19 protein-coding genes are annotated in these 23,161 nt (G+C 59.6%); 15 read left to right on the top strand and 4 right to left on the bottom strand.

Features of this window, described 5'->3' with window-relative positions:
* Positions 1–54 precede the first annotated feature (54 nt).
* Together PH586_RS07365 and infA are read left to right on the top strand one after the other, a co-directional pair.
* Positions 55–762 (top strand): arginyltransferase, encoded by a 708-nt coding sequence (locus tag PH586_RS07365; RefSeq protein ID WP_271347120.1) that lies wholly within the window; start codon positions 55–57, stop codon positions 760–762.
* Positions 763–868: 106 nt separating this feature from the next.
* Positions 869–1,087, top strand: a complete 219-nt coding sequence (gene infA, locus PH586_RS07360; RefSeq protein ID WP_002553999.1) for a translation initiation factor IF-1 — start codon at positions 869–871, stop codon at positions 1,085–1,087.
* 313 nt (positions 1,088–1,400) lie between these two features.
* Here the strand turns inward: infA and clpA are convergent, their stop codons facing one another.
* Both clpA and clpS read right to left on the bottom strand, forming a co-directional pair.
* Positions 1,401–3,671, bottom strand: coding sequence for an ATP-dependent Clp protease ATP-binding subunit ClpA (gene clpA, locus PH586_RS07355; RefSeq protein WP_238043086.1), 2,271 nt, complete (start codon positions 3,669–3,671; stop codon positions 1,401–1,403).
* 29 nt (positions 3,672–3,700) lie between these two features.
* On the bottom strand, positions 3,701–4,063 hold the full coding sequence (gene clpS / locus PH586_RS07350) for an ATP-dependent Clp protease adapter ClpS (RefSeq protein WP_079202028.1): 363 nt from the start codon (positions 4,061–4,063) through the stop codon (positions 3,701–3,703).
* Positions 4,064–4,296: 233 nt separating this feature from the next.
* Here clpS and cspD point away from each other — a divergent pair, with 233 nt between their 5' ends.
* On the top strand, positions 4,297–4,560 hold the full coding sequence (cspD, locus tag PH586_RS07345; protein ID WP_271347119.1) for a cold shock domain-containing protein CspD: 264 nt from the start codon (positions 4,297–4,299) through the stop codon (positions 4,558–4,560).
* Positions 4,561–4,638: 78 nt separating this feature from the next.
* On the opposite strand, the gene icd is transcribed toward cspD, so the two are convergent.
* Entirely contained in the window at positions 4,639–5,895 is a 1,257-nt protein-coding gene (gene icd / locus PH586_RS07340) for an NADP-dependent isocitrate dehydrogenase (protein ID WP_271347118.1), read from the bottom strand.
* Between the two features lie 369 nt (positions 5,896–6,264).
* Between icd and PH586_RS07335 the strand changes: the two genes are divergently transcribed.
* From PH586_RS07335 to PH586_RS07280, 12 genes are all read left to right on the top strand, one after another.
* Positions 6,265–8,490, top strand: a complete 2,226-nt coding sequence (locus tag PH586_RS07335) for an NADP-dependent isocitrate dehydrogenase (protein ID WP_271347117.1) — start codon at positions 6,265–6,267, stop codon at positions 8,488–8,490.
* A 149-nt stretch (positions 8,491–8,639) separates the two neighbouring features.
* Entirely contained in the window at positions 8,640–9,080 is a 441-nt protein-coding gene (locus PH586_RS07330) for an NUDIX hydrolase (RefSeq protein WP_271347116.1), read from the top strand.
* A 62-nt stretch (positions 9,081–9,142) separates the two neighbouring features.
* The gene (gene mnmA, locus PH586_RS07325) at positions 9,143–10,276 is read left to right on the top strand and encodes a tRNA 2-thiouridine(34) synthase MnmA (protein WP_271347115.1); all 1,134 of its coding nucleotides are present in this window, start codon (positions 9,143–9,145) and stop codon (positions 10,274–10,276) included.
* A complete protein-coding gene (hflD, locus tag PH586_RS07320; protein WP_271347114.1) occupies positions 10,273–10,893 on the top strand; it encodes a high frequency lysogenization protein HflD in 621 nt (206 codons plus the stop codon). Before mnmA ends, hflD begins: the two co-directional genes overlap by 4 nt.
* A 14-nt stretch (positions 10,894–10,907) precedes the next feature.
* A complete protein-coding gene (locus PH586_RS07315) occupies positions 10,908–11,753 on the top strand; it encodes a DMT family transporter (protein WP_408636813.1) in 846 nt (281 codons plus the stop codon).
* A 465-nt stretch (positions 11,754–12,218) separates the two neighbouring features.
* Positions 12,219–13,736 (top strand): M28 family metallopeptidase, encoded by a 1,518-nt coding sequence (locus PH586_RS07310; RefSeq protein WP_271347113.1) that lies wholly within the window; start codon positions 12,219–12,221, stop codon positions 13,734–13,736.
* An 867-nt stretch (positions 13,737–14,603) separates the two neighbouring features.
* Entirely contained in the window at positions 14,604–15,974 is a 1,371-nt protein-coding gene (gene purB / locus PH586_RS07305; protein WP_271347112.1) for an adenylosuccinate lyase, read from the top strand.
* A 77-nt stretch (positions 15,975–16,051) separates the two neighbouring features.
* The gene (locus PH586_RS07300; RefSeq protein ID WP_271347111.1) at positions 16,052–17,218 is read left to right on the top strand and encodes a ribosomal protein uL16 3-hydroxylase; all 1,167 of its coding nucleotides are present in this window, start codon (positions 16,052–16,054) and stop codon (positions 17,216–17,218) included.
* Positions 17,211–17,636, top strand: coding sequence for a GNAT family N-acetyltransferase (locus PH586_RS07295; RefSeq protein WP_271347110.1), 426 nt, complete (start codon positions 17,211–17,213; stop codon positions 17,634–17,636). Before PH586_RS07300 ends, PH586_RS07295 begins: the two co-directional genes overlap by 8 nt.
* A gap of 13 nt (positions 17,637–17,649) precedes the next feature.
* Entirely contained in the window at positions 17,650–18,288 is a 639-nt protein-coding gene (locus tag PH586_RS07290; RefSeq protein ID WP_271347109.1) for a DUF7931 domain-containing protein, read from the top strand.
* Complete coding sequence (locus PH586_RS07285) at positions 18,285–19,094, top strand: secretin N-terminal domain-containing protein (protein WP_271347108.1); 810 nt, start codon at positions 18,285–18,287, stop codon at positions 19,092–19,094. The genes PH586_RS07290 and PH586_RS07285 overlap by 4 nt, the downstream gene beginning before the upstream one ends.
* A 508-nt stretch (positions 19,095–19,602) precedes the next feature.
* Positions 19,603–21,198, top strand: a complete 1,596-nt coding sequence (locus tag PH586_RS07280; RefSeq protein WP_271347107.1) for an isocitrate lyase — start codon at positions 19,603–19,605, stop codon at positions 21,196–21,198.
* A gap of 490 nt (positions 21,199–21,688) precedes the next feature.
* On the opposite strand, the gene PH586_RS07275 is transcribed toward PH586_RS07280, so the two are convergent.
* Entirely contained in the window at positions 21,689–23,065 is a 1,377-nt protein-coding gene (locus PH586_RS07275; protein ID WP_238043105.1) for an alanine/glycine:cation symporter family protein, read from the bottom strand.
* Positions 23,066–23,161 lie beyond the last annotated feature (96 nt).

The following is a 23,161-nucleotide window of genomic DNA, read 5'->3' as shown; positions in this document are numbered from 1 at the left end:
CGAGTCCCGCAGGGTGGCTTACACTTATTCAAGGCATTATCCCGAGAGTCGATCATGACCGAGCTGGCCCGCCTGAAGTTTTACGCCACTCAGCCGCATCCATGCAGCTATCTGCCCGAAGAGCAGGCCACCACCCTGTTCCTCGACCCCAGTCAGCCGATGGATGTGGACGTTTATGCCGAACTTTCGGAGATGGGCTTTCGCCGCAGTGGCGACCACCTCTACCGACCCCACTGCCAACGCTGCTCGGCCTGCGTGCCTGCGCGCATTCCTGTTAGCCAGTTCAAACCCAATCGTCAGCAGCGGCGTATTTTCAAACGCAATCTCGACATCCAGGTCAGTACAGTGCGCCCGGCATTCACCGAGGAGTACTACAGCCTCTATGTGCGCTATATCGAGCAACGTCATGCCGATGGCGACATGTACCCGCCGAACCGCGAGCAGTTCTCCACGTTCCTGGTACGCGACCTGCCGTTTTCCCGCTTCTACGAGTTCCGCCAGCACGGCCGACTACTGGCGATTGCAGTCACTGATGTGCTGCCCAATGGACTTTCAGCGGTTTACACCTTCTACGAGCCCAGCGAAGAGCGTCGCAGCCTCGGACGCTTCGCCATTCTCTGGCAAATCAAGGAATCAGCGCGCCTTGGGTTGCACGCCCTGTACCTTGGATATTGGATCAAGAACTGCCGAAAAATGAACTACAAGACGCAATACCGCCCAATCGAACTGCTCGTTAATCAGCGCTGGATCACTCTCACCTGAAGTCGCTTGGCGTACGCCCTCCTTTTCGGGCACAATGCACGCCGCTTTTGCCTGGAGCCAGTTGCACCGGCCATAGCCATACTTTGGATACCGAGGGCTTTACTGAATGTCGAAAGAAGACAGCTTCGAAATGGAAGGCACTGTCGTCGACACCCTGCCCAACACCATGTTCCGCGTGGAGTTGGAAAACGGGCACGTCGTTACCGCGCACATCTCCGGAAAGATGCGCAAAAACTACATCCGCATTCTGACTGGCGATAAGGTTCGTGTAGAGCTGACGCCTTACGACCTTAGCAAAGGTCGTATCACCTACCGCGCCCGTTAACAGGTCTTTGTAAAACCACTGCATTTGGTCATAGGCATGAGGGCAGGTAGCAAAGTGTAGCGTTAAGCGCGCTTTAGCCTGACTTCAGGAGCTTGTCGGACTTGAGCCTGTCTACAGCTAAAGTCCGACAGCCTCCAGAATGAAGTGAGTCAAACAGATCGCGTTCTTCGCCTTTTGCTTCACTGACTCGCCAGGCTCCCCTGCCACCTGACCTTGAGCCTCTTGCACTGGGTTTTCCACGACTGATCAAATCAGGCGCACACAAAAACGCCCGGCACTGCCGGGCGTTTTTGTGTGCGCAATTAAGCTAGCCTCAGGCCATCTCCACCGTGGTTTCGAATTCGAAGGTCAATTCGTCGCCACTGAGATCGATATGGGCCACGCCTCCATGCTCGGCCAGTTCGCCGAACAGGATCTGCTCCGCCAAGGGACGCTTGATCTTTTCCTGAATCAAGCGTGCCATGGGTCTGGCCCCCATCTGCACATCATAGCCCTTCTCTGCCAGCCAGCCGCGCGCAGCATCACTGACTTCAAGCATCACGTGCTTGTCTTCAAGCTGCGCCTGCAGTTCGGTGAGGAACTTGTCGACGATGCTCTTGATCACTTCATGGCTCAGGCGACCGAACTGGATGATGGTATCCAGGCGGTTGCGGAACTCTGGCGTGAAGCTCTTCTTGATCACTTCCATGGCATCGGACGCATGGTCTTGATAGGTGAAGCCAATGGACGCGCGCGCCGCAGTTTCCGCCCCGGCGTTGGTGGTCATGATCAGAATCACGTTGCGGAAATCGGCCTTGCGCCCATTGTTGTCGGTCAGGGTGCCGTGGTCCATTACCTGCAACAGCAGGTTGAAGACTTCCGGATGAGCCTTCTCGATTTCATCGAGCAGCAACACGCAATGTGGCGTCTTGGTGATGGCCTCGGTCAGCAAACCGCCCTGATCGAAGCCGACATAACCCGGCGGCGCACCGATCAACCGGGACACAGTATGCCGCTCCATGTACTCAGACATGTCGAAACGTACCAGCTCTACACCCAGCGCCTTGGACAACTGGCGAGCCGCTTCGGTTTTACCGACCCCGGTAGGACCGGCAAAAAGGAACGAGCCCACAGGTTTGTCTGGCGCCTTGAGTCCGGCGCGCGACAGCTTGATCGCCGTAGACAGCGAGTCGATGGCCGCTTCCTGACCGAACACCGTGAGCTTGAGATCGCGCTCCAGGTTGCGTAGCAGTTCCTTGTCCGAACTGCTGACGTGTTTTGGTGGAATTCGTGCGATTTTTGCCACGATATCCTCGACCTGCGCCACCTCAATGCGCTTGACCCGCTTCTCGACCGGCTGCAGGCGTTGATAGGCACCCGCCTCGTCGATTACATCGATTGCCTTGTCTGGCATGTGCCGATCATTGATATAGCGCGCAGCAAGCTCTGCCGCGGCACGCAGGGCCTCGTCACTGTACTCGATACTATGGTGCTGCTCGAAACGCCCCTTGAGACCCTTGAGAATGCCATAGGTGTCATCAACCGAAGGCTCGCTGACATCGACCTTCTGGAAGCGCCGCGCCAGGGCGCGATCCTTCTCGAAAATGCCGCGGAACTCCTGGAAGGTGGTCGAGCCAATGCAGCGAATCTCGCCCGAGGAAAGCATCGGCTTGAGCAGATTGGAAGCATCCATCACCCCGCCAGATGCGGCCCCCGCACCAATTATGGTGTGGATCTCATCGATAAAGAGTATCGCGTGTGGGCGCTTGCGCAGTTCGTTAAGCAGCGCCTTGAGGCGTTTCTCGAAATCGCCACGGTACTTGGTGCCGGCCAGCAAGGCTCCCAGATCCAGGGAGTAGACCACGCTGGTAGCCAGCAGGTCGGGCACCTGGTTGTCGACAATACGCTTGGCCAAGCCTTCGGCTATGGCGGTCTTGCCCACGCCGGCTTCACCTACCAGCAGCGGGTTGTTCTTGCGCCGCCGCGCCAGAATCTGCGCGACCCGCTCCACTTCCAGCTCTCGACCGACCAAAGGATCGATCCGTCCTTGGCGGGCCAGCTCATTGAGATTGCTGGTGTAGGCATCCAGAGGGTTGCCTGAAGCCGAAGATTCGCCACCCTCTTCGTCCTGCATTTCCTGCTCGCTTTCTGTATGACCACCATGCCCTGGCACTTTGGAGATGCCGTGGGCGATGAAATTGACCACATCGATACGCGCAACACTCTGCTGCTTGAGCAGGAACACGGCCTGACTTTCCTGCTCGCTGAAAATCGCCACCAACACGTTGGCGCCAGTCACTTCGCGCTTGCCGGAGCTTTGCACATGGAATACAGCGCGCTGCAGCACCCGCTGAAAGCCCAGGGTCGGCTGCGTTTCGCGTTCTTCGTCATGCTGCGGAATCAGCGGGGTGGTGGAATCGATGAACTCCTGAAGGTCATGACGCAATTTGTCGAGGTTGGCACCGCATGCGCGCAGTACGCTGGCGGCGGCCTCGTTATCCAACAAAGCCAAAAGGAGGTGCTCAACCGTCATGAATTCATGACGCTTGGTGCGAGCTTCCTTGAAGGCCAGATTGAGGGTGACTTCGAGCTCTCGATTTAACATGGCTTCACCTCATGCCCAAGCGGTCGGCGTTAACCGTCCTTCTCTATCTCACAGAGTAGCGGATGCTGGCTTTCTCTAGCGTATTGATTAACCTGCATTGCCTTGGTTTCGGCGATGTCGCGGGTAAACACTCCGCAAACTGCCCGTCCCTCTGTGTGGACGGTCAGCATGATCTTGGTCGCCAGCTCCCGGTTTAAGTTGAAAAACACCTCGAGCACTTCGACCACGAAATCCATCGGTGTGTAGTCATCATTGAATATGACCACCTTATACAGCGGTGGTGCCTGCAGCGCGGGCTTGGATTCCTGCACGGCCAGGCCGGTGGAATCGTCCTCATGCGTTGCCGGACGGTCCTGATTGAATGTTAGTCGAATCTGGCTACGTGCATGCATGCTGGAATAAAGGTTCTTGGCTGGGCGAGTACGGATGGTAGATGGAGTTTGACCGGCTTCTCAGGCAGTTGCAGCATCGCCTTGACTAACGGCTAAACGGTGTTACAAACAATGAATACCCACTTGTGTAGGTATGAGGGATTCCGCGCCCTCGCCCAAGCCAGTTTATTCGTGCGCGGAATCAGAAGTGGATGATACTCCAGTGGTGGAGTTCTTTGCAGAGGGATATCAGCATGCTTAGCGGTAAGGTCAAGTGGTTCAATAACGCCAAGGGCTATGGGTTTATTGTGGCCGACGGTCGAGACGAGGATCTATTCGCTCATTACTCGGCGATTCAGATGGATGGTTATAAAACCCTGAAAGCCGGCCAGGCTGTGAGCTTCGATATCATCCAGGGCCCCAAGGGGCTCCACGCCGTGAACATCAGCGCGCTTTCGGCCACCACCGAAGCCCCCGCTGCTGCAACCCAGGCCCACGGAAATACGATCGAGGTCTGAACAGCAGGATCACTGGCTGGCCAAACAAAATAGAAAAGACCGGTCACTTGACCGGCCTTTTTCTTACCGCTGATCAGCTCACATGTGGGAGATCATGGCGTCGCCAAACTGCGAACAAGACATCAGCTTGGCGCCTTCCATCAGACGCTCGAAGTCATAGGTCACGGTCTTGGCCGAGATAGCGCCGTTGGTGCCCTTGATGATCAGGTCGGCCGCTTCGATCCAGCCCATGTGACGCAGCATCATTTCGGCAGAGAGGATCAGCGAACCCGGGTTTACCTGATCCTTGCCGGCGTACTTCGGTGCAGTACCGTGAGTCGCCTCGAACATGGCAATGGTGTCGGACAGGTTGGCGCCAGGCGCAATGCCAATACCGCCCACCTCAGCCGCCAGGGCGTCGGACAGATAATCGCCATTCAGATTTAGGGTGGCGATCACATCGTACTCCGCCGGACGCAGGAGGATCTGCTGCAACATGGCGTCGGCGATGGCATCCTTGACGATGACATTCTTGCCGGTTTTCGGGTTCTTGAACTGCATCCAGGGACCGCCATCGAGCAGGGTCGCACCGAATTCTTCGGCTGCGATTTCGTAGGCCCACTCCTTGAAGGCACCTTCGGTGAACTTCATGATGTTGCCTTTGTGCACGATGGTCAGCGACTCGCGGTCGTTATCGACCACATACTGCAGAGCCTTGCGTGCCAGGCGACGAGTGCCTTCCTTGGAAACCGGCTTGACGCCGATACCGCAGTTTTCGTCGAAACGGATCTTGGTGACACCCATTTCCTCTTTGAGGAACTTGATGACCTTGTCCGCCTCCGGCGAGCCGGCTTTCCACTCGATACCCGCGTAAATGTCTTCGGAGTTTTCGCGGAAGATGGTCATGTCGACATCGCCAGGCTTCTTCACCGGGCTGGGCACACCTTCGAACCAGCGTACCGGGCGCAGGCAAACGTACAGATCCAGTTGCTGGCGCAAAGCCACGTTGAGCGAGCGGATGCCGCCACCGACCGGCGTGGTCAACGGGCCCTTGATGGAAACGACGTAGTCTTTGACGGCGTCCAGGGTCTCCTGAGGCAGCCAGGTATCCTGGTCATACACCTGAGTGGCTTTCTCGCCTGCGTAAACTTCCATCCAGGAAATCTTGCGCTTGCCGCCGTAGGCTTTTTCGACGGCAGCATCGACAACCTTGATCATCACCGGACTGATATCGACACCGATACCGTCACCCTCGATGTAGGGAATGATCGGGTTGGCCGGTACGTTAAGCGACATATCTGCATTGACGGTGATTTTGTCACCGGTTGCTGGCACCTGGATCTTTGTATATCCCATGCTGGACTCCGCTTTGTGGTTAAAAATCGTGTCTCTCCCGAGCGTAACCCACTTGATTCAGGCGAGACCACCTGTTCCTTCGTCTATAGGGCTAAGGGCATTCTTCAGCACCTAAGTGCAATGGTATACTGCGCGCCGTGACTAACGAGTCATAGGGGTTTACCTGTCTTGAACGAGACAGCGAGCCTTTGAACCCGGTTGGGTTGCTACCGTAATCCGGCTGTTCGACCGCTCAACGCTCTACTGGTGCATCACCCATCACTGCGGCAAATCCTCGACTTTCGGCTCATTGACGACTTTGAGCGAACGCGCCTACCTGCGCATCTCGAGATTCTGTGCTCGCTTAGCAAAGAAGAGAGTTAATCCAAAATGTCCAACCCTTCGAAGATCATCTACACGTTCACCGACGAAGCTCCTGCCCTTGCCACCTATTCGCTTCTGCCAATTGTAGAAGCATTCGCTGCATCGGCTGACATCGCCGTCGAAACCAGTGATATCTCTCTTGCAGGACGTATTCTTGCAAGCTTTGCCGAGCATCTGGACGCCGACAAGCGAGTCCAGGACGACCTCGCCAAACTGGCTGTGCTGGCCACCACACCAGAAGCCAACATCATCAAGTTGCCCAATATCAGCGCCTCGGTGCCGCAGCTCAAAGGCGCCATCGCCGAACTGCAGGCCCAGGGCTACAACATTCCTGACTTCCCGGAAGACCCGCAGACCGAGGCGGAACTTCAAGCCCGCGCGCGTTACAGCAAGATCCTCGGCAGCGCCGTGAACCCGGTTCTGCGTGAAGGCAACTCTGACCGTCGCGCCCCCGCCGCAGTAAAGGCCTTCGCCCGCAAGCACCCGCACTCGATGGGCGAGTGGAGCATGGCCTCCCAGTCCCATGCCGACTACATGCGCGGCGGCGACTTCTTCTCCAGCGAACAGTCGATCACCATGGACAAAGCCGGTGACGTGCGCATCGAGTTCGTCGACAAGAACGGCAAGGTCGAAGTGAAGAAACAGCTCGCTCTGCAAGAAGGCGAAGTCTTCGACAGCATGTTCATGAGCTGCAAGAAGCTGCGCGAGTTCTTCGAAGCAACCTTGCAAGACTGCAAGGAAACCGGCGTGATGTGGTCGCTGCATGTCAAGGCAACCATGATGAAGGTGTCCCACCCGATCGTCTTTGGTCACGCCGTCAGCGTTTACTACAAGGGCGCCTTCGATAAGCACGCGGCTCTATTTGCTGAACTCGGTGTCAATCCGAACAACGGCATTAGCAGCGTCTACGACAAGATCAAGTCCCTGCCCGCCTCCCTGCAGGAAGAGATCCTTCACGACATCCACGCCTGCTACAGCGATCGTCCGGAAATGGCCATGGTTGATTCGGTCAAGGGCATTACCAACCTGCACATCCCGAGCGATGTGATCGTCGACGCCTCGATGCCGGCGATGATCCGCAGCTCCGGGCAGATGTGGGGCAAGGATGGCAAGCTGAAAGACACCAAAGCGGTGATGCCGGAAAGCACCTACGCCCGTATCTATCAGGAAATGATCAACTTCTGCAAAACCAACGGTGCATTCGACCCGACCACCATGGGCACCGTGCCGAACGTCGGCCTGATGGCGCAAAAAGCCGAAGAGTATGGCTCCCACGACAAGACCTTCGAAGCGACCGTCGACGGCACCATGCGCGTGGTTCTGGCTGACGGCACCGTACTGATGCAGCACGAAGTCGAAGCCGGTGACATTTGGCGCGCCTGCCAGACCAAGGACGCGGCCATTCGTGACTGGGTCAAGCTGGCCGTTACCCGCGCCCGCCAATCCAACACACCAACTATCTTCTGGCTCGACCCGGAGCGCGCTCACGACCTGCAATTGCAGAAGAAGGTTGAAGCCTACCTGCAGGAATATGACCTGAGCGGCCTGGACATTCGCCTCATGGGTTACAACGAAGCGATCCGCATCAGCATGGAACGCCTGATTCGCGGCCAGGACACCATCTCGGTGACCGGCAACGTCCTGCGTGACTACCTGACCGACCTGTTCCCGATCATGGAACTGGGTACTTCGGCCAAGATGCTGTCCATCGTGCCGCTGATGGCCGGTGGCGGCATGTACGAAACCGGTGCCGGTGGTTCGGCGCCGAAACACGTACAGCAGCTGATCGAAGAGAACCATCTGCGCTGGGACTCGCTCGGCGAGTTCCTGGCCCTGGCGGTGTCTCTGGAAGAAACCGGCATCAAGACCGACAACCCGCGCGCCAAGCTGCTGGGTAAAACCCTGGATGCCGCCACCGGCAAGCTGCTCGACAACAACAAGTCGCCGTCACGTAAAACCGGCGAGCTGGACAACCGTGGCAGCCACTTCTACCTGGCGCTGTACTGGGCACAGGAGCTGGCCGCACAGACTGAAGACAGCGTTTTGCAAGCTCACTTCAGCCCGCTGGCAAAAACCCTGGCCGACAATGAAGCAACTATCATTGCCGAGCTCAGCGCCGTTCAAGGCTCGCCAGTGGACATCGCCGGCTACTACCGCTCGAGCCCGGAGCTGACCAGCAAGGTCATGCGTCCGAGCCCAACCTTCAACGCCGCGATCGCTTCGCTGCATTAAGGCGCAACACTGGCGCTTGACCGCGCCGCATGACCAGAAGCCCCGGCCACGCGCCGGGGTTTCTGCTTGTGCCCCCAGGTACAGCAGATGCAGCGCATGGCGCTCCAGCGACACGTGACTGCTACGAACGCCCCCTACAGGACATACACATGGATTGGCACCCCCACATCACCGTTGCCACTATCGTCGAGAATCAGGGCCGCTATCTCCTCGTCGAAGAGCTCAAGGGCGGACGCCTGGTACTCAATCAGCCCGCCGGCCACCTTGAAGCCAACGAAACCCTGCGTGAAGCAGCGGTGCGCGAGACCCTCGAAGAAACCGGCTGGGATGTCGAACTCACCGGCGTCGTTGGTATTTATCTGTATACCGCACCGAGCAATGGCGTGACCTATCAGCGCGTCTGCTTTGTCGCTAAAGCGCTACGCCATCACCCAGAGCGCAGCCTGGATACCGGCATCGCTGGGGTGTCTTGGTTGAGCCGTGATGAACTGTCCGGCCAGCCAGAGCGCTGGCGCAGCGAACTGGTCCTGCGCTGCATTGACGACTACCTCGCTGGCCCGCCACATGACCTGGAGCTGATCCGTGATTGAATCCCGCCTTAGCCTTGGCACCGCCAGCCTGTTAGAATTTCGTCTTTTGTGCAGACACCACCATGCGTGATCCCGCTCTCCCCAGCCCAGAACAGCAACGCGTCATAGTCGGCATGTCCGGTGGCGTGGACTCCTCCGTCTCCGCCCTGCTGCTGCTCGAGCAGGGTTATCAGGTCGAAGGCCTGTTCATGAAGAACTGGGACGAAGATGACGGCACCGAATATTGCACCGCCATGGATGACCTGGCCGATGCTCAGGCCGTGTGCGACAAAATCGGCATCAAGCTGCACACCGCCAACTTCGCCGCGGAGTACTGGGACAACGTGTTCGAGCATTTTCTCGCCGAATACAAGGCCGGGCGTACGCCCAACCCGGACATCCTGTGCAACCGCGAAATCAAGTTCAAGGCCTTCCTCGACTACGCCCTGGCGCTCGGCGCCGACCTGATCGCCACCGGCCACTATGTGCGCCGGCGCGATCGCGATGGCCGCACCGAACTGCTCAAGGGCCTGGATTCGAACAAGGACCAGAGCTACTTCCTGCATGCCGTCGGTAGCGAGCAGATTGCCAGGACCCTGTTCCCAGTGGGTGAGCTGGAAAAGCCGGCAGTGCGCGCCATCGCCGAAAAGTACCAGTTGGCTACGGCAAAGAAAAAGGACTCCACCGGCATCTGCTTTATCGGCGAACGGCGCTTCAGCGACTTTCTCAAGCAGTACCTGCCGGCCCAGCCCGGCGATATCGAAACCACCGAAGGCGAGGTCATCGGCCGTCACAGTGGCCTGATGTATCACACCATCGGCCAGCGCCAGGGCCTGGGTATCGGCGGGTTGAAAGACGCCAGCGACGAGCCCTGGTATGTGCTGCAAAAAGACCTTGAACGCAATGTGCTGGTCGTCGGTCAGGGCAACGATCACCCCTGGCTGTTTTCCAGTGCCCTGCTCGCTTCGCAGATTTATTGGGTCAATCCGATCGAGCTCAGCCAGCCACGCCAGCTAACGGCCAAGGTGCGTTACCGTCAGGGCGACCAAGCCTGCACCCTGGAACAAACCGCCAACGGCTATCGCGCCAGTTTTGCCATGCCGCAACGCGCGGTCACACCCGGGCAGTCGGTGGTGTTCTACGACGGCGACGTTTGCCTCGGCGGCGGCGTGATCGAAACAGCAGAACCCTGGAGCAGCAAGGATAAGCATCCATGAGTCCAACGCAGGAACAACTGGTCGCACTGGCTGCAGTTTTCGAGGCCGCCGTTCTGGTCGACAAGCTGGCCAAGACCGGTCAGGTTGGCGAGCCAGGAGTCGCATGCCTGCTGGGCAGCCTGCTGGTACGCAACCCCAAAAACACCCTGGATGTATACGGTGGTGATGACCTCAACCTGCGTGACGGTTATCGCGCCCTGATCAGTTCTCTGGAGCGCGACCCGGCCACCCTGCAGCGCGAACCCCTGCGCTATGCCTTAGCCCTCCTTGGGCTGGAAAGACAACTGGCCAAGCGCGACGACATGCTCCAGGTAATGGGCAGCCGCCTGGATCAGATTCAGAACCAGGTCGGTCATTTTGGCCTGGTGCATGAGAACGTGATTGCCGCCTGCGGCAGTCTTTACCAGGACACCATCAGTACATTCCGCCAGCGCATCCAGGTCCAGGGCGACATGCGCCACCTGCAACAGCCAAGCAACGCCTCGAAGATTCGTGCCCTGCTGCTTGCCGGTATCCGCGCGGCACGATTGTGGCGTCAGCTCGGCGGCCACCGCTGGCAACTGGTCTTCAGCCGCAGCAAGCTGCTCAAGGAGCTCTACCCGTTGTTACGCGGTTGAGCGTGACCACCCGCATGGTCAAGCCCATGCAGGGCGCCGCGCTGCTGGCATTATCGGCGCTGCTGTTCTCGCTGATGGGCGTCGGCATTCGAGAGGTTTCCGCCAGCGTCAACAACGAGACGGTGGTGTTCGCCCGCAATCTGGTCGGCGTGCTGTTCTTCCTGCCGTTGATCCTGCTCAAGGGACTGCACCCGCTGCACACCGCACGGATCCAGTCCCACCTGTGGCGTACCGGTTTCGGCCTGACGGCGATGTACTGCTTCTTCTACGCCATCGCTCACCTGCCGCTGGCCGACGCCATGCTGTTCACCTACTCGGCACCGCTGTTCACCCCATTGATCGCCTGGTGGTGGCTGAAGGAACCCCTGAGCAAGCGCATGCTGGCCACCACCGCGGTCGGGCTGGTTGGTGTGCTGCTGGTCGCAAAACCCTCCGCCGCGCTATTCGGCGGCCAGGCCCTGATCGGCATGAGCGCCAGCGTACTGGCAGCATTCGCCTTCGTCTCGATCCGCCAGATGAGTGACACCGAGCCGGCCTTTCGCATGGTCTTCTACTTCTCCCTATTCAGCGCTCTGGCGTCGGCAATCCCGCTGAGCTGGGCCTGGCAGCCGCTGGATCGCTTGCAGCTGACCTGGCTGCTGGGGATCGGCCTGCTGGCCACCGCCAGCCAGATCATCATGTCCAGGGCCTACAGCCTGGCGCCGCCCGGGCTGATCGGCCCCTTCGCCTACCTGGCCATCGTCTTCGCCGGAGCGCTTGCCTGGCTACGCTGGGGAGAAGTGCCAGACACGGCTTCCCTGCTGGGCGCCAGCCTGATATTCGGCGCCAGCCTGCTGTCGATTCCCCGGCGCACCGGCTGAAAGGCAGTGCCATCCGTCTGATAAGCGCCTTAGCTATCGAAGCACGGCTGATGCTTGCCCAGCAGGAAATTGCGGGCAGAGCCAATGGAATCAGCGCGCCGTCGGAGCTGATGAAGCACTCGACTTGCACGGCGCGCTGATCATCATCGATTCCGCAAGGATCATGTGGCCAGTACCCTGTGAGTCATCAGGCGCGCCGCCCTGAACCTCATCCGCCAGAGTGACAAAAGCACGCTGAGTATCGGCCGCCGTCGCAGGCGGACTCGCACGAACGCTAACTGCGGTTTGCCGCCGGGCCGCTACAGTGCAATGGCCCAGCTGGCGGTTGTCGGGATTTGCTCTATGCTTCGAGGCAGCCTGACACGGATATTGAGGAAATTCAAAAGGCAGTCGGCCAGGCAGCTACGGCCACTGAAGTGCTCAAAGGCGTTGTCTTCAGTGAGATTTTTCGCACAGGAGAAACCCATGAGAACCATGAAGCTGACGCTGCTGGCAGCAGCCCTCCTCGCCGCGCAACAGAGCACCGCGGCCGTCTCGGTCGATACCGAGGCCTTTCGCGCGGCCATTACGGCAGACGGCGTGCGTGCACATCAGGTCGAATTGCAGTTTATCGCCGATGCCAATGAAGGTACGCGCGCCGCGTCGACACCGGGCTATAAGGCCTCGCTCGAGCATATTAAGTTGCTGGTCGAGCTAGCCGGCTACGTGGTAACTGTGCAGCCCTTCGAGTTTCCCTACTTCGAGGAACTGTCACAGGCAGAGCTCACACAGCTGGCGCCAGTGCCCACTGTGTACCCCTACGCCGACGCCAGCGGGTTCATCACCATGTCATACTCCGGCGCCGGCGATGTTACCGGCCCTGCCGAAGGCGTCGACCTGCAGCTGCCGCCGGCCGCGACAGCCAACAGCTCGACCAGCGGCTGCGAGCCAGAGGACTTTGCCGGCTTCACGCCCGGCAGTATCGCCATCATCCAGCGCGGCAGCTGCAGCTTTTTGCTGAAGGCACAGAATGCCCAGGCGGCAGGTGCGAGCGGCGTGGTGATCTTCAACGAGGGTCAGCCGGGACGTACCGACGCCTTCAACGGCACACTTGGCGAGCCGTCCGTCAGCATACCGGTGGTCGGCGCAGCCTTCGCCGTTGGCGAAGATCTGGCGACAACACCCGACGTGCAGGCCCGCGTCTTCGTCGACGCCATTTCGGAAACCCGCAGCACCGCCAACCTGATCGCCGAAACCCCAGGCGGGCGGGACGACCGCGTGGTGGTGGTCGGTGCGCACCTCGACTCGGTGCCGGAAGGCCCGGGCATCAATGACAACGGCAGCGGATCGGCGGCGCTGCTCGAAATGGCGCTGCGGCTGGCCGAAACGGGCATCGCCCCCGTCAACCAGCTGCGCTTTGCCTGGTGGGGCGCCGAGGAGGCCGGACTGCTTGGCTCCCAGGCCTACGTCGATGGCCTGAGTGCGCGCGATATCAAGGACATCGCGGTAAACCTCAACTTCGACATGATCGGCTCACCCAATTTCGCGCGCTTTGTTTACGATGGCGACGGCTCGGCAACCGGCACCGCGGGTCCCAACGGCTCCGACAATATCGAGCAGGTGTTCCTCAAGTATTTTGCCGATCAGGGGTTGCCGGTCGAGCCGACTGCCTTCGACGGGCGCTCCGACTACGGCCCCTTCATCGCAGTCGGCATTCCGGCCGGCGGTCTCTTCACCGGCGCCGAGGGCATCAAGACCCCCGAGCAGGCGGCAATCTATGGCGGAGTCGCCGGAGAGCCGTACGACCCCTGTTACCACCTTGCCTGCGACACCTTTGACAACAACAGTGACGAGGCGCTGGAGCAAATGGCCGATGCCGCGGCTCATGCGGTCTTCACCTTCGCGATGACCACCTCATCGGTCAATGGCACCGACAAGAGTTCGGACAAGGCGAAGAAGTACGCCGACGCACTTGACTACCAGGGCAACAAACTACGCCGCTAAGGCCTGGCGACCGGGTGGGTCAACCCTCCCGGCCACCTTTGGACGCCAAGGACGGCGCTTTCATCTGAACTGATGCCCGCTCCTCTTGCCCCAAGACGGAATCAGCACGCAAGGAGTGTTTGCCTCGCGCGCTGCAACCGGTCCGATCGCAGAACTGCCCAGCCTCCCGTATGCAGCCTGGTATTGCATGCTGCTGTCAGCGCCGCCAGCCTCTACCGGCGTCTGCACGCCTTACAGCAGATCTGCCGGAAAGCATGGCGGCACTGGCACACCCAGCATGCCCGCACTCCTGGCCTGCCTGGGCGTACTGAAAACGCCAGGCTGAGTTGCTGTGCAAACTCAGTCGCTCCGCGTCCCATTTTTCCGGGACCATCGCGCTCCCGCCTGGAGCCGCACTCTGTCGCTTAATCCCATGCCACTCCCAATCTATTCGTCATGCGGCAGTCCACCGGTAGTGGCGACCTTAGCGCTGCCGCCGCGGGCGTCGACCCGATGCTTTTGCCGGCAGAAAAGTCTGACAGCCCGAGCAGCGGCTGCGATTTCACGCGGAAGGGCTACCGAATTGGACAATCGCGTTATGGCGGCCCTGCGCGAAACAGCAGTTGCCAGCGTTCGTTATCGTTCGTGCAGGTCCGCAAGCGGATGCAGCCGATGCTCAGTTTGCTGCGGTCATTCTGGCGACTGAGGTTCAGGGCGGCGCGCAGGTCACTGGCCGAATGTTCATTGCGACCTCGGTTTCCCTCTGCGCGAAACTGCACGTCCTGTACCGTTTGTCCTGGAAGGGCAACCTTCGGGCTACGGTCTGCATGCCGATTTCATGTATGATATGCGCCCTTTTCGTCACCCGACTGTCCGAGAACGCCTCCCATGCAGCTTTCCTCGCTCACCGCGGTTTCCCCCGTTGATGGCCGCTATGCCGGCAGAACCAGCGCCCTGCGCCCTATTTTCAGCGAATACGGCCTGATCCGTTTTCGCGTCCTGGTTGAAGTGCGCTGGCTGCAACGCCTGGCCGCCCACGAAGGCATCGGCGAAGTCCCAGCCTTTTCCGCCGAAGCCCAGGCCGTGCTCAATGAACTGGCGGACAACTTCGCCATCGAGCACGCGGAACGCGTCAAAGAGATCGAGCGCACCACCAACCACGACGTCAAGGCCGTGGAATACCTGCTCAAGGAACAGGCCGCCAAGCTGCCTGAACTGGATAATGTCAGTGAATTCATTCACTTCGCTTGCACCAGCGAGGACATCAACAACCTGTCCCACGCCCTGATGCTGCGTGAAGGCCGCGATAGCGTGCTGTTGCCGCTGATGCGCCAGACTGCTGAGGCCATCCGCGAGCTGGCGGTGAAATTCGCCGACGTGCCGATGCTCTCGCGCACCCACGGCCAGCCTGCCTCGCCGACCACCCTGGGTAAAGAGCTGGCCAACGTGGTCTATCGCCTCGAGCGGCAGATCGCCCAGGTGGCGGACGTGCCGCTGCTGGGCAAGATCAACGGCGCCGTTGGTAACTACAACGCTCACCTGTCGGCCTACCCGCAGGTCGACTGGGAAGCCAACGCCCGCGCCTTTATCGAAGGCGACCTGGGCCTGCAGTTCAACCCCTACACCACGCAGATCGAACCGCACGACTACATCGCCGAGCTGTTCGACGCCATCGCTCGCTTCAACACCATCCTGATCGACTTCGATCGCGATATCTGGGGCTATATCTCCCTGGGCTACTTCAAGCAGCGCACCATCGCCGGCGAAATCGGCTCCTCGACCATGCCGCACAAGGTCAACCCGATCGACTTCGAGAACTCCGAAGGCAACCTGGGTATCGCCAACGCACTGTTCCAGCACCTGGCCAGCAAGCTGCCGATCTCGCGCTGGCAGCGTGATCTGACCGACTCCACCGTACTGCGCAACCTGGGCGTCGGCTTCGCCCATAGCGTTATCGCTTACGAGGCAAGCCTCAAGGGAATCAGCAAGTTGGAGCTTAATGCTCAACGTATTGCTGATGATCTGGATGCCTGCTGGGAAGTGCTGGCCGAGCCCATCCAGACCGTGATGCGCCGCTACGCCATCGAAAACCCCTACGAGAAGCTGAAAGAGCTGACTCGCGGCAAGGGTATCAGTGCCGAAGCTCTGCAGACGTTCATCGACGGCCTCGATATGCCGGCCGCGGCCAAAGCCGAACTGAAGTTGCTGACGCCAGCCAACTACATTGGCAATGCCGTCGCTCAGGCCAAGCGTATTTAACCGACCGAGTCCCTTGCACGCCCGGCAGTGCCGGGCGTTTTTATTTTTGGGCTTTTATTTATTTCAAGGGCTTAGCGATGAATCCTGATACTCCGCTGCAGCTGTTGGGTGGCCTTACAGCCCGTGAATTCCTGCGTGACTACTGGCAGAAGAAACCCCTGCTGGTGCGCCAAGCCATGCCCGGCTTCGAGAGCCCGATCTCGCCGGACGAACTGGCCGGCCTGGCCCTGGAAGAGGAAATCGAGTCGCGCCTGGTCATCGAGCACGGCGAGCGCCCATGGGAATTACGCCGCGGCCCGTTCGCCGAAGATGCCTTCGCCCAACTGCCGGAGCGCGACTGGACCCTGCTGGTGCAAGCCGTCGATCAGTTCGTGCCGGAAGTGGCCGAATTACTCGAAGAGTTCAAGTTTCTGCCCAAGTGGCGTATCGACGACGTGATGATCAGCTTTGCCGCACCGGGCGGCGGTGTTGGGCCGCACTTCGACAATTACGATGTGTTCCTGCTCCAGGGCTACGGCAAGCGCCGCTGGCAGGTCGGCCAGATGTGCAACTCCGATAGCCCATTGCTGCAACACGCGGACCTGAAGATCCTTGCCGAATTCGCTAAAACTGAAGAATGGGTGCTGGAGCCCGGCGACATGCTCTATCTGCCGCCGCTCCTGGCCCACTGTGGTACCGCTGAGGATGATTGTATGACCTATTCCGTAGGCTTCCGCGCGCCTAGCGCCGCTGAAGTACTGACCCATTTCACCGACTTTCTCGGCCAGTTCCTGCCTGACGAGGAGCGCTACAGCGACGCCGATGCGCAACCGACCAGCGACCCGCACCAGATCCAGCGTGACTCGCTGGATCGGTTGAAAGCCCTGCTCAATGAACACATGAGCGATGAGCGCCTGCTGATGACCTGGTTCGGCCAGTTCATGACCGAACCGCGCTACCCCGAGCTGATCGCCACTATCGAGATCGACGAACCCGCCTTCCTCGGCAGCCTGGATGACGGCGCCGTTCTGATTCGCAATCCCAGTGCACGCCTGGCTTGGTCCGAGGTGGGCGAAGACCTGGTGCTGTTTGCCAGCGGCCAGAGCCGCCTGCTGTCTGCCAGCCTGCGCGACCTGCTGAAGCTGATCTGCTCGGCCGACGCGTTACATGTCGACAACCTTGCGCCATGGCTGGCCGATGACGAGGGGCGTAACCTGCTATTGGAACTGGCCAAACAGGGTAGTCTGGAGTTTGCCGATGAATAGCATTCACGTGCGCCTGGCCGACTGGCAAAAAGACAACGCCGATCTGCGGCGGATTCGCGAGACCGTATTCATTGCCGAACAAGCGGTGCCGCCGGAACTCGAGTGGGATGCCGAAGATCCTGAGGCATCGCACTTTCTCGCCTACGAAGGCGATTACCCGATCGGTACCGCACGCCTGCTGCCGGACGGCCATATCGGTCGGGTTTCGGTACTCAAGGACTGGCGTGGCCTGAAAGTCGGCGATGCCCTGCTGCGCGCGGTGATCGCCGAAGCGGAAAAGCGTGGCCTGCAGCAACAAATGCTCAGCGCCCAGGTGCAGGCCACGCCGTTCTATGAAAGGCTTGGTTTTGCCATCGTCAGCGGCGAATACCTCGACGCCGGTATTCCCCATGTGGATATGGTGCGCCACAGCCAATAGACCCGAGGTCAGGATGAACGAAAACGCCCCGCCAGATGCAACCGAGAGCAACGAGCCAGCAGAGCTTCCCGCCATCGAGTTTCAGTCGCCGGGGCGTTTTGCCGTACTCAATCCCGACTCCGCCCTGGCGCACAACCCGCTGACAGAACCAGCCCCGTTCATCCTTGGCGAGCACCTGGCGCTCGAACGCTTCAATCATCCCGAGATGGCCCGTGCCCATGCCCTGGCCATGCTCCAGCAAGCCCAGCGCAGCCTGTGCATCTACAGCACCGACCTGGAACCCTGGCTGTACCATCACAGCAGCATCCAGGAGGCCTGTACGCGCTTCCTGCTTGCCAGCCCGAAGAACCGCCTGCGCATCCTGGTCAAAGACCTCACCCGTGCGGTCAAACAAGGCCACCGCCTGCTTGGCCTGTCACACCGCCTGTCGAGCAACCTGCATATCCGCAAGCTGCACCCGGATTACCCCGCAGAAGAGGTGGCGTTTTTACTGGCCGATGACCACGGTTTGCTGCTGCGCCCGGCGCCCGAGCAATGTGCCGGTTATGCGCTGTACCAGGACCCCGCCCGCGTGCGCTTGCGCCAGGCTCAATTCGATCAGGCCTGGCAAACCAGCATCACCGACCCGGATATAAGGAGCCTTCTGCTATGAGCGCACGAAACCTGCTTGCGGCCCTGCTGTTCGGCATGGCCATGCCCCTCTGGGCGGCCACCGAGGTCATCCCGCTGAATTACCGCACCGCCGAAGAGGTATTGCCGGTAGTCCAGTCGGTGCTTGCCAGCGATGGGCGGGTCAATGCTTATGGCAACCAGTTGATCGTCAACGCCACGCCAGCCAAGATCGCGGAAATCCGCCAGTTGCTCGAGCAACTGGACACCCGCCCCCGGCGCTTGCTGATCAGTGTCGACAGCTCTGAGTCCAGCTACCAGAACGACCGCGGTTATCGTGCCGACGGCACCCTGAGTGCCGGCAATGCTCAGGTCCAGATTGGCCGGGGTGAAAGCAGCGGTCGTGACCAGGTGCACATCATCAGCCGCACGACCGACAGCCGTGGCGGTGGCACTCAGCAGGTGCAGGCCAACGAAGGCTACCCGGCGCTGATCCAGGTCGGCCAAAGTGTTCCCCTGAGGTCAACCGGCACCGACCCTTATGGGCAGGTGTACAGCAGCACCGAATACCGCGACGTCACCCGCGGTTTCTACGTGACCGCCAGCCTGACGGGGGAGATTGTGCACATCGAGATCAGCAGCAACCGTGACCGACTGAGCGAGTCGCGGCCAGGCGTGATCGACATCCAGAGCACCGATACTCGGGTTAGTGGCAGGCTTGGGCAGTGGATCAGCATCGGCGGTGTTAACCAGCAGAGCCAGGCCGAGCAAGGCGGCTTCTTGCGTCAGCATTCGACCCAGGGCCGTGAGGACATGACGCTGCGGGTCAAGGTCGAGATTGCCGAGTAAACCCTGCCCAGAACTGACCGGCCGGTCGTCGTAATACTTATGTAGTAGTAACGAAAAAGCACTACAAAACGTTTGACGAACACTTTTAGCAGAGGCATTATGGCCTCGCTCCCGCTAATCAGGGGCCCTGGAAAGGGTCTCCGGATCGAGTTCCAGCTTACCGCCAGAACCGATTCGTGTTGTAAAGCCCACAAGGCAGTTCGACGAGATTGCGACTGGAACGAAGTTGTCCTGAGGGACGGGGAAGCGCTTCAACGTAGCAGCCAGCAGACAGTTACAGCCACTGAGTCGTCCAACGGCATCCACGAGCCGGTAAACGCCAAATGACTTGTTCATTTGCAGCAGTTGTAGTCGACCGCACTGTTCGTTTCGTCCCCCTCCTCCCCAGTTACAACTGCGCCCTGGTCAATATCTCTCGTACTGTTGTGAGCCCCCGCAACCATGACCCTCACAGGTTTTGAGTGGGAAAGCCGGTGCTCAACCAAACACATACTTTGAAGGATTGACCATGTCAGCTTATCAAAACGACATCAAGGCAGTCGCCGCTCTGAAAGAGACCAACGGCAGCAGCTGGAGCGCGATCAACCCGGAATCCGTGGCTCGCATGCGCACTCAGAACCGCTTCAAGACCGGTCTGGAAATCGCGCAGTACACCGCCGATATCATGCGCAAAGACATGGCCGAGTACGATGCCGACTCCTCCGTCTACACCCAGTCCCTGGGCTGCTGGCATGGCTTCATCGGTCAGCAGAAGCTGATTTCGATCAAGAAGCACTTGAAGACCACCAACAAGCGCTACCTCTACCTGTCCGGTTGGATGGTCGCCGCTCTGCGTTCCGAGTTCGGCCCACTGCCGGACCAGTCCATGCACGAGAAAACGTCGGTCTCCGACCTGATTGAAGAGCTGTACACCTTCCTGCGCCAGGCTGATGCCCGCGAACTGGACCTGCTGTTCACAGCCATGGACGCCGCTCGCGAAGCTGGCGACCAAGCCAAAGTCGCCGACCTGCAGAACCAGATCGACAACTACGAAACCCACGTAGTACCGATCATCGCCGACATCGACGCTGGCTTCGGTAACCCGGAAGCCACCTACCTGCTGGCCAAGCGCATGATCGAAGCAGGCGCTTGCTGCATCCAGATCGAAAACCAGGTTTCCGATGAGAAGCAGTGCGGCCACCAGGACGGTAAAGTTACCGTTCCTCACGCCGACTTCCTGGCCAAGATCAATGCGGTGCGTTACGCCTTCCTTGAGCTGGGTATCGACAACGGCGTGATCGTTGCGCGTACCGACTCCCTGGGTGCCGGCCTGACCAAGCAGATCGCTGTAACCAACGAGCCGGGTGACCTGGGCGACCAGTACAACTCGTTCCTCGATTGCGAAGAAGTCTCCGCCTCCGACCTGAAAAACGGCGACGTGGTACTCAACCGCGAAGGCAAATTGCTGCGCCCCAAGCGTCTGCCAAGCAACCTGTTCCAGTTCCGCAAGGGCACTGGTGAAGAGCGCTGCGTACTCGACAGCATCACCTCGCTGCAAAATGGTGCCGATCTGTTGTGGATCGAAACCGAGAAGCCGCACGTTGGTCAGATCGCTGCCATGGTCAACGAGATCCGCAAAGTGATCCCGAACGCCAAGCTGGTCTACAACAACAGCCCGTCCTTCAACTGGACTCTGAACTTCCGTCAACAAATGTTCGACATCATGGCTGGCGAAGGCAAAGACGTATCTGCCTACGACCGCGCCAAACTGATGAGCATTGACTACGACGAAACCGAACTGGCTGTTCGTGCAGACGAAATGATCCGCACCTTCCAGCGCGACAGCTCGGCTCAGGCGGGTATCTTCCACCACCTGATCACCCTGCCGACGTACCACACCGCTGCGCTGTCCACCGACAACCTGGCCAAAGGTTACTTCGCCGAGCAAGGCATGCTGGCCTACGTCAAGGGCGTGCAACGCGAAGAGCTGCGTCAAGGCATCGCCTGCGTCAAGCATCAGAACATGGCTGGCTCCGACATCGGCGACAACCATAAAGAGTACTTCGCTGGAGAAGCTGCTCTGAAAGCCAGCGGTAAAGACAACACCATGAACCAGTTCGGCTAAACGCCATTGGTTCACTCAGTCGCTGACCTTGCGTCTCGCCTGAGCCCTGGCTAGTCCTGAAACAGGGTTTCGCCTGTTTCACTTAAAACGCCCGATGCATCGCATCGGGCGTTTTTTATTTCAAAGAGAGATGGGGCATGGGCTGTTATTGATCCGCATCGACTAACCATGCGGGCGGCCTCAAGCAGGTCTTGGCACGTGGTAGTGGGAGCTCGGCCGTCCATATGCCACTCGCACATCCGGCCCGTGCGGGCTGATAACAGGCATAGTCGTCCATTCGGCATACAACCGTTGATTGGGCTCGGGGCAGTACTGAAAACTGCCGACTGCCAGTGCCTGCGGTTGACCATGCGGGTGGCTATTGCCCAACTGCGGAGAAGCTGTAGACCTTATTCAAGGCCGGGCAGCACATACAAAAAAGCCCTGCAGTGCAGGGCTTTTTCATTTCAGCGGATAACCCGCGTCCATTCAGAACCTGGCCATGATCGACCTAGCGCTGCAGGCTTTCGATGCCACCCACGCGCGTCTCACGGGCGAAGTGGTCGCGGGTCAGCTTGACCACCACCGGACTGAGCAGCAGCAGGGACAACAGGTTGGGGATTGCCATCAGACCGTTGAGGGTGTCTGCGACCAACCAGGCGAAGTCCAGGTGGGCCACTGCGCCGAACGGCACAGCCAGGACCCAGAGAATGCGGAACGGCAGGATAGCCTTGGTGCCGACCATGTATTCCCAGCATTTCTCGCCGAAGTAGCTCCAGCCGAGGATAGTGGTAAAGGCGAACACCACCAAGGCAACGGTCAGGATATAACCGCCGACACCCGGCATGGCCGACTCAAAGGCTGCCGCCGAGAGCGCCGCACCGCTGAGACCGCTGGTCCAGACACCGGAACAGATGATTGCCAGGCCAGTCAGGGTGCAGATGACGATGGTGTCGATAAAGGTACCGAGCATGCCGATCATGCCCGAGCGCACCGAGCTGTTGGTAGTACCGGCCGCCTGAGCGATACCGGCGGTGCCGAGGCCCGCTTCGTTGGAGAAGATACCGCGCGCCACACCGAAGCGGATTGCCGCCATGACCGCCGCACCGGCGAAACCGCCAGTCGCTGCAACCGGGGTGAAGGCGTAGGTGAAGATCATCTCGAAGGCTGCCGGGATCTGTGCGGAGTTGACCACCAGGACGACGATGGCAGCAATCACATAGGCCACGCACATGAAGGGAACCAGGGTAGCGGCGACCTTACCGATACGCTTGATGCCGCCGAGGATGACCAGGCCGACGAAGAGCATGGTGACCAGACCGGTCAGCCACAACGGCACGGCAAACGTCGCCTCGAGGGCCGCAGCCATGCTGTTGACCTGCACCATGTTGCCGATGCCGAAGCCTGCGAAGCCGCCGAAGATGGCGAACGCAGTACCCAGCCACAGCCACTTCTTGCCCAGGCCATTCTTGATCGCATACATCGGCCCGCCAACGTGCTCGCCGCGCTCATCTTTCTCGCGGTAATGCACTGCCAGTACGACTTCGGCGTACTTGGTGGCCATGCCAACCAAAGCGGTACACCACATCCAGAACAGCGCGCCGGGGCCACCAAGGAAGATTGCAGTGGCTACGCCGGCGATATTGCCGGTACCGACAGTTGCCGCCAGGCAGGTCATCAGTGCCTGGAACGGGGTAATCTCGCCGCTTTCGTCGTCGCCTTTCTTGCGGCCTTGCCACATCAATTTGAAACCGGCGCCGATTTTGCTCAGCGGCATGAATTTCAGGCGCAGCATCAGGAACAGACCGGTGCCGAGGATCATCACCAGCATCGGTGGGCCCCACACGAGACCATTGAGTTGATTGACCAAACTGTTGAGGGTTTCCATCTAAGGTTCCTTATTCTTGTAGTAGTTGCGAGGTTGGGTACCCTTCGCATGCTCGACTGCCGGGTAGGCCGTCTTGATCGACTGACGCCATCAGCT

It is taken from the genome of Pseudomonas aestuarii (genome assembly GCF_027988105.1).
Taxonomy (GTDB): Bacteria; Pseudomonadota; Gammaproteobacteria; order Pseudomonadales; family Pseudomonadaceae; genus Aquipseudomonas; species Aquipseudomonas aestuarii.
Note: the sequence above shows the minus strand (reverse complement) of the source record. Positions and strands in the feature narration are given on the sequence as shown.